12 protein-coding genes are annotated in these 15,765 nt (G+C 64.0%); 2 read left to right on the top strand and 10 right to left on the bottom strand.

Annotated features, from left to right (window positions below):
- Window positions 1-7 precede the first annotated feature (7 nt).
- The 7 genes from ACK56M_RS11400 to ACK56M_RS11370 are packed head-to-tail and all read right to left on the bottom strand — an operon-like array spanning window position 8 to window position 6,291.
- Window positions 8-1,375, bottom strand: a complete 1,368-nt coding sequence (locus ACK56M_RS11400) for a sensor histidine kinase (RefSeq protein ID WP_015269970.1) — start codon at window positions 1,373-1,375, stop codon at window positions 8-10.
- Window positions 1,372-2,034, bottom strand: a complete 663-nt coding sequence (locus tag ACK56M_RS11395; protein ID WP_015269969.1) for a response regulator — start codon at window positions 2,032-2,034, stop codon at window positions 1,372-1,374. Before ACK56M_RS11395 ends, ACK56M_RS11400 begins: the two co-directional genes overlap by 4 nt.
- A gap of 2 nt (window positions 2,035-2,036) precedes the next feature.
- Window positions 2,037-2,678 carry a tetratricopeptide repeat protein gene (locus ACK56M_RS11390; RefSeq protein WP_015269968.1) on the bottom strand — a complete coding sequence of 214 codons (642 nt, stop codon included), beginning with the start codon at window positions 2,676-2,678 and terminating at the stop codon, window positions 2,037-2,039.
- Window positions 2,675-3,481, bottom strand: coding sequence for an SDR family oxidoreductase (locus ACK56M_RS11385; protein ID WP_013972081.1), 807 nt, complete (start codon window positions 3,479-3,481; stop codon window positions 2,675-2,677). Before ACK56M_RS11385 ends, ACK56M_RS11390 begins: the two co-directional genes overlap by 4 nt.
- Window positions 3,468-4,148 (bottom strand): TenA family transcriptional regulator, encoded by a 681-nt coding sequence (locus ACK56M_RS11380; RefSeq protein WP_023663323.1) that lies wholly within the window; start codon window positions 4,146-4,148, stop codon window positions 3,468-3,470. The genes ACK56M_RS11385 and ACK56M_RS11380 overlap by 14 nt, the downstream gene beginning before the upstream one ends.
- A 15-nt stretch (window positions 4,149-4,163) precedes the next feature.
- Window positions 4,164-5,624, bottom strand: coding sequence for an AMP-binding protein (locus tag ACK56M_RS11375; RefSeq protein WP_411959474.1), 1,461 nt, complete (start codon window positions 5,622-5,624; stop codon window positions 4,164-4,166).
- The gene (locus ACK56M_RS11370) at window positions 5,614-6,291 is read right to left on the bottom strand and encodes a thermostable hemolysin (protein ID WP_015269965.1); all 678 of its coding nucleotides are present in this window, start codon (window positions 6,289-6,291) and stop codon (window positions 5,614-5,616) included. Before ACK56M_RS11370 ends, ACK56M_RS11375 begins: the two co-directional genes overlap by 11 nt.
- 111 nt (window positions 6,292-6,402) lie before the next feature.
- Here ACK56M_RS11370 and ACK56M_RS11365 point away from each other — a divergent pair, with 111 nt between their 5' ends.
- Window positions 6,403-6,972 (top strand): hypothetical protein, encoded by a 570-nt coding sequence (locus ACK56M_RS11365; protein WP_013972078.1) that lies wholly within the window; start codon window positions 6,403-6,405, stop codon window positions 6,970-6,972.
- A 111-nt stretch (window positions 6,973-7,083) separates the two neighbouring features.
- Here the strand turns inward: ACK56M_RS11365 and ACK56M_RS11360 are convergent, their stop codons facing one another.
- The 3 genes from ACK56M_RS11360 to ACK56M_RS11350 form a co-directional block, all read right to left on the bottom strand.
- On the bottom strand, window positions 7,084-8,760 hold the full coding sequence (locus ACK56M_RS11360; protein ID WP_013972077.1) for an MFS transporter: 1,677 nt from the start codon (window positions 8,758-8,760) through the stop codon (window positions 7,084-7,086).
- 212 nt (window positions 8,761-8,972) lie between these two features.
- Window positions 8,973-9,398, bottom strand: coding sequence for a VOC family protein (locus ACK56M_RS11355; RefSeq protein WP_411959473.1), 426 nt, complete (start codon window positions 9,396-9,398; stop codon window positions 8,973-8,975).
- Between the two features lie 310 nt (window positions 9,399-9,708).
- Window positions 9,709-10,635, bottom strand: coding sequence for an alpha/beta fold hydrolase (locus ACK56M_RS11350; protein WP_015269963.1), 927 nt, complete (start codon window positions 10,633-10,635; stop codon window positions 9,709-9,711).
- Between the two features lie 254 nt (window positions 10,636-10,889).
- On the opposite strand from ACK56M_RS11350, the gene ACK56M_RS11345 reads away from it, so the two are divergent.
- Window positions 10,890-15,761 (top strand): NEL-type E3 ubiquitin ligase domain-containing protein, encoded by a 4,872-nt coding sequence (locus ACK56M_RS11345; RefSeq protein ID WP_411959472.1) that lies wholly within the window; start codon window positions 10,890-10,892, stop codon window positions 15,759-15,761.
- The last annotated feature ends 4 nt before the right edge of the window (window positions 15,762-15,765 follow it).

The raw sequence follows: 15,765 nt of genomic DNA, 5'->3' as shown, positions 1-15,765 counted from the left end.
CAAGCGTTCAGGGCTCCACGGGCAGGCGCAAGGTCGCGCGCAGTCCGTGTGGCGTCTGGTTGCGCAACTGCACGCTGCCACCCAGGCGGGTCATGATGGTGCTGACGATCGACAACCCCAGCCCGGCGCCATTGGTCGAGCCCTTGCTGTAGAAGCGCTCGAATACCCGCTGCTGGTCGACTTCGGCGATGCCCGGCCCTTCGTCGTCGACACTGACCAGCAAGGCCTGCCCTTCGCACTGCAGTGTCACGGTGACCCGACCGCCTGCCGGCGAATGGTCCACGGCATTGGCCACCAGGTTCTGCAGCGCAATACCCAACGCGCCAGCGTCGGTGTGCAAGTGGTAGTCGCCGGCCGCGATGTCCAGCGAAGGCTCCAGCCCGCGCTCCAGTATCCAGGGGGTAAGCTCTGCCAGGGTCTCGGCCACTACGCCCTCCAGGTCCACCCGCGGCCAGTCACGCCGGCCTGGTCGCGGCTCCAGGCGGGCCAGGGTCAACAGCTGGTTGACCACCCGGGCAAGGCGGTCGACACCGCCCATCAGAAACTGCAGGGCCTTGTCCCGCTCGGCAGCGCTGTCTGCATTCAGGGCGTTCTGCGCGTGCAGGCGCAGGATGGCCAAGGGCGTGCGCATCTCGTGGGCAGCATCGGCGATGAAACGGTGTTCGCGGCGCAGCAGGTCGTCGATCTGCCCGAGCAGGCGGTTGATCGCCGCCTGCATCGGCTCCAGCTCCTTAGGCAACGGCACCAGCTGCAACGGCTCGAGCGACTCGGCGTGTCGGGCGCGGATCACCCTGGCCATGTTCTGCAGCGGCCGCAGCCCCCAGCCTATGGCCGCCCACACCAGCAAGGCCAGGGCCAGGCTGCCGAACAGGAATGGCAACAGCGTGTGCTGCACGATGCGTTCGATCAGGTCGTCACGCACGTCGTTGCGCTCGCCCACCCAGATCACCCAGTGTTTTTCCGGCACCGGCAAGACAAAGCTGCGCCAACGCCGCCCATCCACCACCACGTCGGCGAAACCCGGCACCCGCGGCGCCTGCCCCAGCTGCGGGGCGCTGGGCGTGTGTACCAGCAGCCCGCCGTCGTCGGCCCATACCTGGAAGGCCAGCTTGCTCTCGTAGCGGTGCCCCACCTTGTGGTGCCCGGCCTTGCTCAAGGCCTCGTCGAATGCGCGGTACAACTCGTCACGGCTCTGCTCTTGCACCGGCAGGCTCATGATCCCCTGCAGCAGCCGGGCGTCCTGTGCCAGGTGGGCGTCGTACACTTCGTTAATTTCGTGGCGGCTGTCGTGATAGTTGTACAGCGCCAGCAACCCGCTGCCGACCAGCAACAGCAGCATCACCCGCCACAAGGTGCGTTGGCGCAACGAGCTCATGACTTGCGTTCCACCAGGTAGCCGATCCCGCGCACGGTGCGGATCAGGCCGTTGAACAGCTTCTTGCGCAGGTGGTAGATGTTCACTTCCAGGGTGTTGCTCTCCGGCTCTTCATCCCAGCCATACAGCAACTGGGTCAAGCGTTCGCGGGTGAACACCTTGCCCGGCTGGGCCAGCAGCTCGTGCAGCAGCAGGTATTCCTTGGGCGTGAGTACCACCGGCTGGCCCAGGTAGTGCACCTGCTGGCTGACCGGATCCAGGCATACCCCGGCATGCTCTATCAGCACGCGGGCGCGGCCACTACTGCGCCGCAGCAAGGCCCGCAAGCGGGCCTTGAGTTCGTTGAGGTCGAAGGGTTTGACCAGGTAGTCGTCGGCGCCGGCATCCAGCCCGGCAATGCGGTCATCGGTGGCGTCGCGGGCGGTCAGCACCAGCACTGGCAGGCTCTTCCCGGCCGCACGCAGGCGCCGCAGCAACTCGATGCCATCCAGGCGCGGCAAGCCCAGGTCGAGGATGGCCAGGTCGAACTCTTCGTGACACAGGGCATGCAAGGCACTGGCGCCATCCTGCAACCAGTCGAGGGTATAGCCCTCGCGGCGCATGCCGTCACAAATCCCCTCCCCCAACGCGACGTCATCTTCTACCAGCAGCAGGCGCATGCTTAATCCTGTTTGTCCTTGATCGCTTTGAGTAAAGCATCGATTTCACCACGCCGGCCCTGGTCGGCCAACTCTCTCCCGGGCCGGGGCGGTGCCTGCAACGCCTTTTGCAGGGCGGCGCGGGCTTCGTCATAGCGGTTCTGCCGGTACAGGTGGTCGGCCCAGAAATAGTTGCTGTCGATACCGTCGGGGTTGATCGCCAGCGCCTGGCGCAGCATGGCCTCGGCCTTGGCCTGGTCGCCGAAGCTCAATGGCCAGCCGGGCACCTGGTCGTACAGCGCGCCCAGGCTGGTGTAGGCCGAGCCTTGCAGCGCCTTGGGGTCCATGGCCAGGGCCTTTTCCAGGCTGGCGCGGGCGGCCTTGACCTTGCCCAACGCGCCCAGCCCACCGGTGGCGCCGGCCCAGCTGCTGTTGACGATGCCGTCCCAGATCAGCGGCTCGGCCGAGCCCGGATGCTGGCGCACCAACGCCGCCGACTGTGCCGCCAGGGCCTCGAATGCCCCGGCACGCTGGGCTTCGGGCAGGTTATAGCGAACCACCGCCCAGCGCTGCTGGATGGCGTTGAGTTGCTGGGTACCGGTCTGGTCGAGGGCCCAGGTGAACGGGGCGATGGCCAGCAGGCTGGCCAGTATCAGACGTTTCATTTGCTCGACTCCTTGCTGTGCCAGTTGCTGTAGCGACGGATCAGCGGCAATTGCTTGCGCAGGGCGCGGTCGACCACGCCTGGCAGCATGCCGTTAAGGCGCACGAAGAGTTTCTCCGGCCAACCCAGGTACAGTTCGCTGCGCTCGGCCTGTACCGCGTCGAGCACTGCCCGGGCGACATCCTGCGGGTCATCGACGCCTACCTTCAACGCCTGGTTCAGCGCCTGCGCGGCGCTACTGTTCATCGTCGTGCGGGTAGTGCGCGGTGCGGCATACAACACGTTCACCGAGGTGTCGGCAAGCTCGCGGCGCAATGCCTCGGAGAACCCGCGCAAGGCAAACTTGCTGGCGCAGTAGGTGGCATAGCCTGGGTAGCCGATGGAGCCATAGATCGACCCCACGTTCACCACCAGCGCACTGGGCTGGGCGCGCAGTAGCGGCAGGCACAGGCGGGTGAGCTGCACGGCGGCCTTGATGTTGAGGTCGAACAACTCGTCGAGGGCGGCCTCGTCCATCTGTTCGAGCAAGGCGAAGCGGTTGACCCCGGCGGCGTTGATCAACAGGTTGCAACTACCCATCGCCCGCGCTGCCTCCAGCACGTCACGGCGGCCTTCGGCGCAGCGCAGGTCGGCCTGCTGCCAGCGCAATTGCCCGGGGTAGCGCGCCATCAGTTCGGTCAGCTTGCCCTGCTGCCGGCTGACCGCCAGTACGCGAGCACCGGCACTGCATAGCTGGGCCGCCAACTCCAGGCCGATGCCACCGCTGGCACCGGTGAGCACCGCCACGCAATCAGGCAAGCGCATGCTTTACCTCCTGCTGCGCGGTACGCGGCAGCCCTTCGAACATGGCGGTATACAGGCGATACACCACTTTGGCAGCGTGGATTACCGCCTGCTGGTCTTCGGGCTGGTCCAGACGGTTCATCAGGCCACGGTAGGTGGCCATGTGGTCCTGGTCCAGGGCGCCGTGGGAACTCAGGTAGCTGAACGCCTTGTCCGGCAGGCCGAGGCTGCTCTGCAGGGTACCGGCTGCCTGGGTGGCGAGGGCAATGCTGGTGCCTTCGAGCACGTTGACCATACCGAACAGCCCGACCGGGTTGCCACGGGCAATCTGGTCGTAGAGAAATGCCACCATCAGCTCGATGGGCAATGCCGGCCGGCCGCCGGCCACCTGGTGCGGGTCGCCACCGCAGGCGGCGATGTCATCGAGAATCCAGCGCTCATGGCCGTACTCCTCGTCGATGTACTCGCACACTGCGCCGCGCAGCCACTCCAGCCGCGCCGGCAAACGGGCCCCGCAGGCCATCATCAATGGCACGGTGTGCCGCACGTGGTGGTAGGCCTGGGTGAGAAAGGCCACATAGGCCTCGAGGCTGGCCTTGCCGGCCAGCGCGTCGCGGATGACCGGGACACTGAACAATGCCGTACGCTCGTCGGCGGTTTCCTGCTGCAGCATGTCGAAGAAAAGCATGGCAAACCTCGTAGATCATTGAAGGTCGGATAACAGGGACTGGTAACACCGCAGGATCTGTTCGCGGCGTGGCCGGCCGTTGGCGGTCAGGGTTTGCCCGGCGGCACTCAAAGGTTCGGGCAGACGCCGCCAGGCATGCACCCGGGCATAGTCCGGCAGGCCGGCATTGGCCTGGCGGATGGCCTGTTCCAGGGTGTGGTCGTCAGCCTGCGGGTCCAGCGGCCAGATCAACGCCAGGTTGTATGCCAGGCCTTCGCCGTGGACGAACGCCTGGGCGATCACCCCGCCCTGGGTCAGTTCGGCCTCGACCCATTCGGGGTTGACGTTGCGCCCGAAGCTGGTGCTGTACTGGTGCTTCTTGCGCCCGGCCAGGTACAGGAAGCCGTCGCTGTCGAAGTGGCCCAGGTCACCGGTCGACAACCACGGCTCGCTGAAGGGTGGTTCGCCCAGGTAGCCGAGCAACGCCGAACCGGCCACCTGCACTTCGCCATCTTCGGCAATGCGCACCTGCACATGCGGCAGCGGCCGCCCGACACTGCCCGCACGATGCGCCCCGGGGCGGTTGAGGCATACCACCGAAGCGCATTCGGACAAGCCATAGCCCTCGAACACCGGTAGCCCGATGGCCTGGGCCCGGGCCAGCAGGCTCGGCGCCACCCGCGCGCCGCCCACCGCCACGAAGCGCAACGGGCCGACCCGCATCAGGCCGCGCTCGATGGCGGTGACCAGCCCAAGCAGCAGTTGCGGCACCAGGATCAGGCTTTCGGCACCACTCAAGGCGATGGCGCCCAGCAATTGCTTGAAGTCGACCTGACTGGCACCGCGAAAACCCAGTTGCGCCTGCGGATACAGGGCAATGCTCGCCCCGGCCAGCAGGGCCGCGTACAGGCCCAGGTTATCCAGCAGCACCGCCAGAGGCAATACCGCCAGGTACTTGCCGGGCGCCGTGGGCCGGCTGGCAGCCTCCAGCTCATGCGCTACCCGCAGCATGGCCTCGGCGCTCAGGCATACGCCCTTGGGTGCACCGGTACTGCCGGAGGTGTAGGTAATCTTCGCGGTACCCGGTGGCAAGGGTGCGGCCGCTGGCGGCTGCCGGCTCCAGAAGCGCTCACCGGCAGAGAAGCCGCTGGCGTGCAAGTCGTCAGCGAAGGCCTCGTCGGCCAGCGCCAGCACCGCCCCGCTCTGTGCCAGGCAGTGGCGGCGCTGGGCGCTGCTGAAGAACGCCGGCAGAATAACGATGGGGCGCGCCGCGAACAGCGCCGCCAGGTCCCAGAACAGCGCCTCGGGACCGTTCTCCAGGGCCAGAGCGAAAGTGCCCGGTGGCTGCGCGCTCAGCCAGGCCTGGCGTTGCTCGACCTCGTCCAGCAATTGTTGATAGGTGAACGGCCCGCCAAGGCCCAGCAACGCCGGTTGCGCCCCTCGGTGGCGGGCATGCAGTTGCAACACTTCCCTGAACAGCTGGCATTCACGCGGCATGGCCGGCCTCCTGCACGCTCGCGGGCAAGCCCAGCCGCTCGAAAACGCCGCCGCGGGCCAGGGCTGCATGGCCGTAGCCGATGTTGCCAACGAACACTTGCGGGTGCTGTGCGTAGTAACTGCCCCAACTGTCGGCATCGCCGTTCAGCCGGCCAGGGTCGGCCACGGCCAGCGCCGTCGGCACCAGGCCCAGGCGATGAAAGCTGTTGACCAGGGTCGCGGCACCGGTGAAGGCCACCCACTGCAAACCGCGGGCAGCCAGCAACCAGGTCACGGCAATGATCATGATCCGCGCGCTGCCGGCGCTGAGCGCGGCCAGGTTGCCCACTTCGACCAGCTGTGCACGGCTCACCGAGCTGCCAGACAGCCGGGTCACGGCCGCTTCCAGCGGCTCATCCAGATAACGCTCGAGGAAGGTCGGCCCACTGCTGGCCAGGCGTATGCCGGCGGCGGCCATCAGGCGCCCGTGGCTGTCATGCAGGCCGAGCAGTTCGGGCAGGTAGTGCTGCACGTCGGCGTGGTGCGCGCAGGCAAAGCGGGCGTGAATGAACTGTTCCAGCTCGTCGCGCCCGGGCTCCCCCGAGCGTTTCAGCGTCATGCGGGCAAGGCGCTCGCCGTGGCTGCCGATAGCCAGTGGAAACAGGCTGGCGCTGTCTGCCTGAGTCATGGCGGTCCCCCTTTCAAGTCAGGTGTTGGGGGCAGTATCAGGGGGCAATCTGAAGCCAATCTGAAGTGCTACATTTGCCATTGCCCTCACGCGCACCAACAAGGAAAACAGATGCGCCACGAATTCAGCGAAGTGCTCAACGACCTGGTCGACTACTTTCTGCTCGGCGATATCCAGTTGCTCGAGCGCTTCAAGCAACAACATGAATTGCCCGACGACCTTGCCCATGCCTTCACCCACGGCGACAGCGGCGACCAGGCCGTGCGCGAAGGGGTCGTGCTGCCACTGGCCGGGGTCGATAACCTGCCCTACCGCATCCTGTTCACCCTGGACAACCATACCCCGGCCCTGCGCGAACCCGGCAGCCGCCTGAAGCACCGCCGCAATGGCTATGTGCTGCAGGTCGAGCACGGTGCGCTGATGCTGTACACCTGGCGCATCCTGCAGCACTTCACGCCCAAGACACTGGGTGACCTGATGGCGCGTTACCAGGTGCCGGGGCGGCCGATCATCGAGCTGGACAATGGCTGGTATGACGTGGAGGTGCTGGCGGGTGCACTGGTGCGGGACGGGCTGTACGAGCCAGCGTTCGAGTTCGTGTTGAAGAAGCGCTGGAGCCGCGGCGAGGCTGCTGGGGTGGATACCGGGTATGCCTTTGGGTTGCGTGGCTATTTCGACTGATGGGTTGACTGTACCGGCCTCTTCGCGGGCTTGCCCGCTCCCACAGGGCGCAGTGGTATCCCTGTGGGAGCGGGCAAGCCCGCGAAAAGGCCGGTACAGGCAGCCTCACCTTCAAGTGTGGTTGATATCGCGGTCCTTGGTCTCCGGCAGGAAGAAGATCCCCAGCACCGCCGTCATCACTGCAATCACGATCGGGTACCACAAGCCGTAATAGATATCCCCGGTCGCCGCCACCATGGCAAACGCCACGGTCGGCAGGAAGCCGCCGAACCAGCCGTTGCCGATGTGGTAAGGCAGCGACATCGAGGTGTAACGGATGCGTGCCGGGAACAGCTCCACCAGCCAGGCCGCGATCGGCCCGTAGACCATGGTCACGTAGATCACCAGAATGGTCAGCAGCAACAGCACCATCGGGTAGTGGATCTTCGCCGGGTCGGCCTTTTCCGGGTAGCCGGCTTCCTTCAACGCCCCGGTCAAGGTCGCGGTAAAGGCATCGCTCTGTGCCTTGAAGTCCGCTGCCGCCAGGCTGCGCCCATCAAAGCTTGGCAGTACCCGTTCACCAATGCGGATCTGCGCCACGCTGCCAGGTTCTGCCGCTTCGTTGGTATAGGGGATGGCCCGCTTGGCCAGCAGGCTCTTGGCGATATCGCACGAACTGGTGAATTTGGCCTTGCCCACCGGGTCGAACTGGAACGCGCACTGGGCAGGGTCTGCCATCACCACCACCGGGTTCTGCTCCTGGGCGACGAACACGTCCGGGTTGCCGTACTGGGTCAGTGCCTTGAAGATCGGGAAGTAGGTCAGCGCGGCGATGATGCAACCGGCCATGATTATTTTCTTGCGGCCGATGCGGTCGGACAGGCTGCCGAAGAAGATGAAGAACGGTGTGCCGATCAATAGCGAACCGGCAATCAGCAGGTTGGCGGTCTGCGGCTCGATCTTGAGCATCTGCAACAGGAAGAACAGCGCATAGAACTGCCCGGTGTACCACACCACGGCCTGGCCGGCGGTGCCACCGAGCAGCGCCATGACCACCACCTTGAGGTTGTCCCAGCGAGCGAACGATTCGGTCAGTGGCGCCTTGGACGCCTTGCCCTCGGCCTTCATCTTCATGAACACCGGCGACTCGTTGAGTTGCATGCGGATGTACACCGAAATCGCCAGCAGCAGTATCGACAGCAGGAATGGCACTCGCCAGCCCCAGGCCTCGAACACCTCGTTACCCATGGCCGTGCGGCAGGCCATGATCACCAGCAGCGAGAGGAACAGCCCCAGGGTGGCCGTGGTCTGGATCCAGGCGGTGAAAAAGCCGCGCCGGCCCTTGGGTGCATGTTCGGCCACGTAGGTGGCCGCACCGCCGTACTCGCCACCCAGTGCCAGGCCCTGCAGCAGGCGCAGGCTGATGAGGATGATTGGCGCTGCCACGCCGATCGTGGCATAGCTGGGCAACAGGCCCACCACAGCGGTGGACAAGCCCATGATGACGATGGTGATGAGGAAGGTGTACTTGCGCCCGATCATGTCGCCCAGGCGACCGAACACGATGGCGCCGAATGGCCGCACGGCAAAGCCGGCGGCAAAGGCCAGCAAGGCGAAGATGAACGAGGTGGTTTCATTGACCCCGGCAAAGAAGTGCTTGGCGATGATCGCCGCCAGAGAGCCGTAAAGGTAGAAGTCGTACCATTCGAATACCGTGCCCAGGGACGAGGCGAAGATGACCTTGCGCTCCTCCCGGGTGATACCGCGTTGGGGCGCGCTGCCCGTGGATGTGCTGTCGAGAACCGCCATGGGGTGCCTCCGTCTTGTCGTCATGCAGGCCGGGAGCACCTCATATTTTTTTCACCGTCGCACCCAGGCCCTGGGGGCTTGCTTTGGATATGCGAAGCACGACGAGGCGGGCCGTCTCGGATCGCAGCAAGGTAAATGAAGCATAATAGGCTTTGCCGGGATATCCACCTGAACCTTGCGCGATCTCTACCGCGCGCGAGTGTGCAGGTTGCTCATGGAGCCTGCGTTGCCGTTACCGGCCCTTTCAGCTCGACCTGGTTGCCATCGGGGTCGTAGCAGTAAAGCGACAGCCCCTCGCCTTCGGCGCCATAGCGTTTTTCGGCAGGTTCGACTTTAACCCCTGCAGCTTGCAGGTATGCCGTAAGTGCCGCCTCGTCGAACGGCTCGATGCGCAGGCAGAAATGGTGCAGGTTGCGCCCCTCGGCCCCCGGCGCCGCACCACCTGGCTGGCCCAGGGGACCATCCAGGGTCACCAGGTCGATCATCGCCGTGCCCGTGGCCAGGTGGACCATGCCCAGGTCGTCGCGCACGCGGCTGACCGTGCAGCCGAGCAGCTCGGTGTAGAAGGCGACACTGCGCTCCAGGTCGCTGACCCGCAGGACGAGGTGGTCGATGTGCTTGATGACGAATGGTCGCATGCCAAGGCTCCTTGTGGCCGCTGGATTCCTGTGGGAGCGGGCGTGCCCGCTTTGGCTCATTGGTTTGCCAGGGGCCTGTAGGAGCAGCCTTGTGCTGCGAAGAGGTCGGTACTGACAATGCTTGTCTGTTGACTTTACCGGCCTCTTCGCAGCACAAGGCTGCTCCTACAAAGGACGCACCAAGCGAGCGATATCTGTTATCTGCGCGACAGCGCAGCCCAAAGAGCTGGACAACCTCCCACAAGGGATCACGCAAGCCCGATGAGATTCACCACCATAGCCCACGTGCGCATGGCATGACCATATGCAGTTATTCGTTTACCAACCGTTGCAGAACGCCCCCTTCATGGCGGGTGAGGATGCGCAGCAGTTGATCGACCAGCGCCCGGTCCGGCGCATCCAGGTGGAAGTGGTGCCCGCCCGGATGCCAGGAGATCTTCGCCTGGCTGGGCAAGGCCGCCTGGCGCCGGGTAAAGGCTTCGCCGGTGAATGCCCCCTGGCGCCCGAACAGCAGGTACAACGGGCAACGGATCTGGCTGAGCAGGTCGCAGGCTTCGCGCTCGGTCAGCGGCATGGGTTCGGGCAGCACCAGGCGTGGGTCGTGGCGCCAGCAATAGCCCTCGCCCAGTTGCAGCAGGTCACGCAGCGCCAGCAGCCGTGCCGCCTCTTCCGACAGCTCGGTGTCCAGGCGCTCGCGGCGTTGTTCCAACGCCGTGTCCAGGTCCTCGAAACGGTCGACGTCCGGCTCGGAAAAACCCTGCAACTGGCTGCGCTGCACCATGCGCTTGAGCCGGTAGGCCCGGGCCAGGTGCTGCACGCGGTCATCCTCGGCCACCGTGAACGGTGCGCCCATGCCGTCGAGGAAGGTCATGCTGGCAATACCGCTGGTCATGGCCGCCAGCAGCGACGCCACCCCGGTGCCCATGCCATGGGCCAGCACATGGAATTGCGACAGGCCCAGGCTGTCGGTCACTGCCAGCATGTCCTCGGCATGTTCCCACAGGTAGTAGCCACTGTCGTGGCGGCGATGGTCCGAGCGGCCGTGGCCAACCAGGTCGGGGGCGACCACGAAGCAGCCGTCGAGCATCGGTGCCAGGCGTTCGAACGAGGCGGCGTTGTCCAGCCAGCCGTGCAGAGCCAGCACCGGGATGCCGTCCTCCGCCCCCCAGGTGCGTACCGCTATTTCAATACCGTCGAGGTCCAGCAGGTGATCCTTGGGACTGCACAGCGAATGCATCGTAGTTCTCCCTGATAGAACGCCGGCCCATGGCCAGGCATCACATGACGCCGGCCCATACCCCACGTGCCGGCGTCATCCACACGACATGCCTACCCCATGCCTTGCTTCACCATCTCCCAACAACCCTGCCCGCGCTGCTCCCCTACCGACGCTCTCGTGCACAGGACCGACCTGTGCATTCAACTAAATACCACCGCATGCCGAGGCGAAACCTGTCGACTGGCCCCTCCATCGACCACGGAGACTTCAGCATGACCAGCACACCCATGCCTTTCCATCAGGCCCAGATTGTCCGTAACCTGCCTGACTGGTGCCGAACGATGCACCCTGACCATACCCGCCGCGTCGTACAGAGCATCCGCAAGGACTACCTCGACGAAAACGGTTCGCCTTACGCCTGGTACACCGCAGCCAGCGATGAAGACAAGGCGCGTTTACGGCAGCTGATCAGCGCCCGCGATGCCGAGTTCAAAGCTCTGCGGGCCTTGCTCGAAGACTTCAGGCAGATCAGCGAATTCTGCAAGCCTTTGCTCGAGAGCCGGTTGGGCCCGGATGTCAAAGCGGACAAGGCCCAGTACCTGCACCAGCCGTTCAAGGTGTACACCACGCTGGTGAATGTCCCCGGCCTCGATTTCTCACTCGGCGGTGACGATACGTACATCAAGCGCCCCGAAGGGTCACCACAGAAGCGCACGCTGCTGGAGGCCGCCCTGCACAATTTCGAAGGAACCGACGAAGTGGGCCCGTTCGACACCCTGACCCTTGGCCCGGACGACGACGCCTCACTTCCTGGGCTGGAGCCCGAAGCGTTCGTGAACCTTTGCCGAAGCCTGGACCTCGGCCGGCAGTATCAAGACCACCTGCAGAGTATCTATGAAGGCCCCAGAAAAGCCGCAATCGAGCAGCAGTGGATCGATGCAAGCCAGCAGGCACTGAAAACCGAGGCAATGATCGCCTACCTCAAGGGCCTGTTGACGCTCAAAGGCCACAGTGCTCTGGTACAGCTATGCGACAACGAAAGCACGCCGCGTTACGGCGAACACAAGCTTCGCTGCTGGCGCTTCAGCCTGTTCGGCATCCCGCTTCATGGCGTACTGCTGATAGGCCCTGATGAAGCCGACCAGACTAACCCCTGCATGCTCTACATTCCCCATGATTCCGAACACCCGGTGAGGGAGTTTGCTTCCTTGCAAAAGGCCGGCTCGCTCATGCGTCAACGCCTGCTGCAAACCACGTTTCGCCAGCACTTGATCAGCTTCGCTGACCAGGACAACCAGATCGAGCTCAGCCGCAAGCTCGAAAATGCCCTGTTCGAGCATGGCACCTCCACGCGCAAACCCAAGGACAAGCCTGAGCTGCACTTCAAGCGAACCCGCCTGGCCTTTCCCATCTGGCAAGTGCTTTACAGGGACCACAAGCGCCGCATCAAGGCGAATGCCAGAACGATCGCAGTACCGACCGCAGATGCCGACGCCAAGGCACGCAAGGAACGGCTGCAGCACTGGCTGGACGCAGGCATGAACGTACTGAACGTGGCCGCCTTCTTCGTGCCTGGGCTGGATGCCGCGATGCTTGGGGTGTTTGCCTACGATCTCATGGATTCGGTGTTCACCGGGTTCGAAGCCTGGGAAGAAGGCGATACCCAGGAAGCGCTGCAACAACTTGAGTCACTGGCCATCAATGCCGCCGTGATCGCCGGTTTTGCCGTCGGCAGCAGCGCGGTCAAGGCATCAGGGTTCGTCGATGCGCTGGAAAGCGTCTGGAAAGGTGGCCGCGAACGGCTTTGGCACCCAGACATGGGCCCTTACAGCACTTCGAGCTCGTTGCCGGTGGGTGTGCAGAAAAATGCCCAAGGGCTCTACATCATCAATGGCAAAACCCACGTTTGGCTTCAAGGCAAACTGTATGAGGTGTTCGAAACCGACGGACAGTGGCATGTGCGCCACCCGGACGCCCCCGATGCCTACACTCCGGCCTTGCGCTACCTCGGCGACCAGCGCTGGCAGTTGGCCCACGACAACCCGCTCGAATGGGACGATGCGCAGTTGCTCGAGGGGCTGGGCCGGTTCGGCCAGGGGCTGGATGCATCGGAGCAACTTGCCGCATTGCGCATTACCGAAGTCGACGCAGACACCTTGCGTCGCAGCCAGGTCACCGGCTCGCAGCCGCCGGCTCTGCTGGCCGATACCTTGTTGCGCCTGCGACTGGCTGACGACGTGGAGGGCATCATCACCCGAGTACGTCATGGCCAGCCTTTGGCTGCACATATGAACTTCGCGCTGCCGGAACTGGTACAGCTGCCTGGCTGGCCCGCGAACTACAGGCTGAAGGTCTTCACCGGTGCCGAAAAGTGGGGGGACGCAGTCTACTTCGGTGCGGAGCCAAAAGCCGACACGCTGCAGATCGAGATCGGCCGCGAAGAGCTTGACGATGGCGAACTGAGCAAGATTGTCCTGGCGGGGATGGATGAAGATGTCATAGAGCAGCTACTACCCGATACGCCAGTAGAGCAGCGCCCGGGCGCCCTTAACGAGCTATTGGCCAACCGCCTGTCAGCACGTCGTCGCGAAGTCTTCGCGAGCATGCTGGAAAGCCATCGCGCACCGCTTGGCGACGAAGCGCAGACCTTGGGCCGCCAGTTCCCCGGTTTGCCTGACAATGCCCTGGAAGAACTCGTCGCGCATGCCGACAGCACCGAACGCGAACGCCTGAAGAACGGGCGCGTGCCCTTGCGCGTGGCTGAAGAAGCCCGCTACCTGCAAGCTCGTGCCCGCCTCGATCGTGCCTTGACCGGCCTGTACCGAGCAGACCTGGCCAATGCCGACAGCCAACTGCTGCGTGATGCATTGGTAGCCGAACAGCCGCAGGCGAGTGAAGCCGAGCTGTTCGCCAGCGCCCTCGCCGACCGCTCGGGCTGCGCGGTGCTGCTCGGCCAGCAGCCAATCAGGCCTGGTTTTCGCTCACCCATGCGCCTGGCACATGGGCGAATCGGTTACCCGCTCAGTGGCCGAGGAGCAGGCCCTTTCGGCGAAAGCGCCGCGACACGCCGGCTCAAGTCACTTTTCCCCTCACTGAACAGCAACGAGATCAGCGCCTTGAGAGCCGAACTGAGCCAGACCGGTGACCTGGGCACGGCAGTGCGGCAACTGCAGGCAGAGTGGCAAGATCTGAAACGCTATCTGGAAACGTGGTACCTGACCGCACGCAACATCAGCCAGCGCTTCGAGCGACAACAATGCGCCGACCGCCTCAAAGCCGCCTGGCGACGGGAGGGTCCCGGCAACCTGGGCACACTCGTGCTGGAGCGAATGCAGTTAGGCGAGTTGCCAGCGATCACAGCCAGCCTGCCCCACATCCGTGAACTCAAGCTGGACGAGCTGCAACTGCAACGACTGGACAGGGCGTTCCTGTCACGCTTCCCCAACCTGCAAGTGCTGGAAGTGACCAACAACCGTACAATTGACGCGCAAGCACTGTTCGAGGCACTTGAATCGGTGCCCAGGCTGCGCACGCTGGATCTGACCAACAACACCCTTACTACCCTCTCACCCACCGCACAACGTGTGCTGGCGGCGATGCCAGACCTGCGCCAACTGAATTTGCGCCGCAACCAGCTGACACTGGATGAAGCGACATTGACTTTCCTCTGCGGCCGGCCATTGGATGTCCTGAGGCTGGGGCACAATCGCATCACGCTCGATGAAAACCTCTCCACGCGCTTTCAGGACATGATCCATCCGCAGCAACTGGACCTGGACTTCAACCCGCTGCAGCACGCGCCTGATGTACGCTACATGGCGCGGCTGCAGCGCCTGAACCTATCCAATGCTCAGTTGCAGGCATTTCCTACTGGCCTGACCACGTTGATGAATCAGCCACAGTACCAGTTGCGCTACCTGGACCTCTCATCCAACCGTATTCACCATGTTCCAGACCTCGAAGGTATCCTGCGCAGCCCCTATGCGCGGGACGTCGCCGCCCGCTTGCCCGAGCGCCGCTGGCTCTTCAACTACAACGATCTGGAGACCGAGTCGGCCAGGCGCCTGGGAGCCAGCGGCGTCAGTATCTTCGAGCACACGCCCGAAAGACAGGAGTGGCAAGGGTTCTGGCGCAATGTCGCGACAGACCCTCAAAAGCAGCTGTGGTCCGACCTGTTCGACCAGAACGACAATGGCGACCTGCAAGCGGTGTTGGAGCCCCTGACCTACTCGTTGGTAGCGCGAAGGGATCCGGATGGCCTGCGTGCCCGAGTGTGGGCACTGTTGAAGCAGGCCCACGAGGATACAGCGCTGCGCGAGCGGTTGAACGAGGTGGCGCATACCTTCCCACCCACTTGCGGCGATGCCGGCGCAGATGCATTCAGCGCCCTGGAAGTGGAGTTGCTGGCCAGCCAGGCCTCAGGGCGGGCACGGGACACGGCCAAGCCGCTGCTCGACCTTTACCGCAAGCTGTATCGTCGCGAAAAAGTCAACGAACTGGCGGACCGCATCAGCACGCATCGCATCGTGCGCAGGGCGGCGCTAGGTGGAGATGCCGGTCAGTTACCGGACCTTGACGTGCTGGATGTCCCTGCGGCAATCCCTGATGCGGTCCTGGCCAGAGAACGGGTCGACGATATCGAAGTTCGCCTGGCACTGCGCCAGTCCTTGGCCGAAGAGCTCGATTTCCCCGAACCTAGCAGCGGCATGATTTATCGCCATTTCGCCAACATAAACCAGCAAATCGTCGACAACGTCCGCGCTGCTGTGCTCGAACTCGATGCCGATTCCACCACCCGACAGCAGTGGACGAGCAAACAGCCGGTCTGGGCTGACTACCTCAAGCGCCAATATGCCAACCAGTTCGAAGCCATTACCGACTTCTGGCGCCCGGGCCTCGATTACCTGTTCTATTGCCTGGATGAAACTCAGGAGCCGGTCACGCACCTGGACGACGCGATATTACGTGCATTGGCCCCGGAAATGCCTGACCCTGCACTGGACGAAAACGGCACGCTACGTCGGGTTCCTCTCAATGAGCAAGCCTATGTCAGGGCTACGAAAGCCTTGACCGAGGCACAGCAGGAGGTGGAAGCCGGGCTACTGCTGAGCCTTACCCGGCAAGCGGACGTCCTCGATGCCTGAAGGC

This window comes from Pseudomonas sp. s4, assembly GCF_046764235.1.
In the GTDB taxonomy this organism is placed as follows: domain Bacteria; phylum Pseudomonadota; class Gammaproteobacteria; order Pseudomonadales; family Pseudomonadaceae; genus Aquipseudomonas; species Aquipseudomonas asiatica.
The sequence above is the reverse complement of the archived record's forward strand: the minus strand, read 5'-3'. Positions and strand labels throughout refer to the sequence as shown.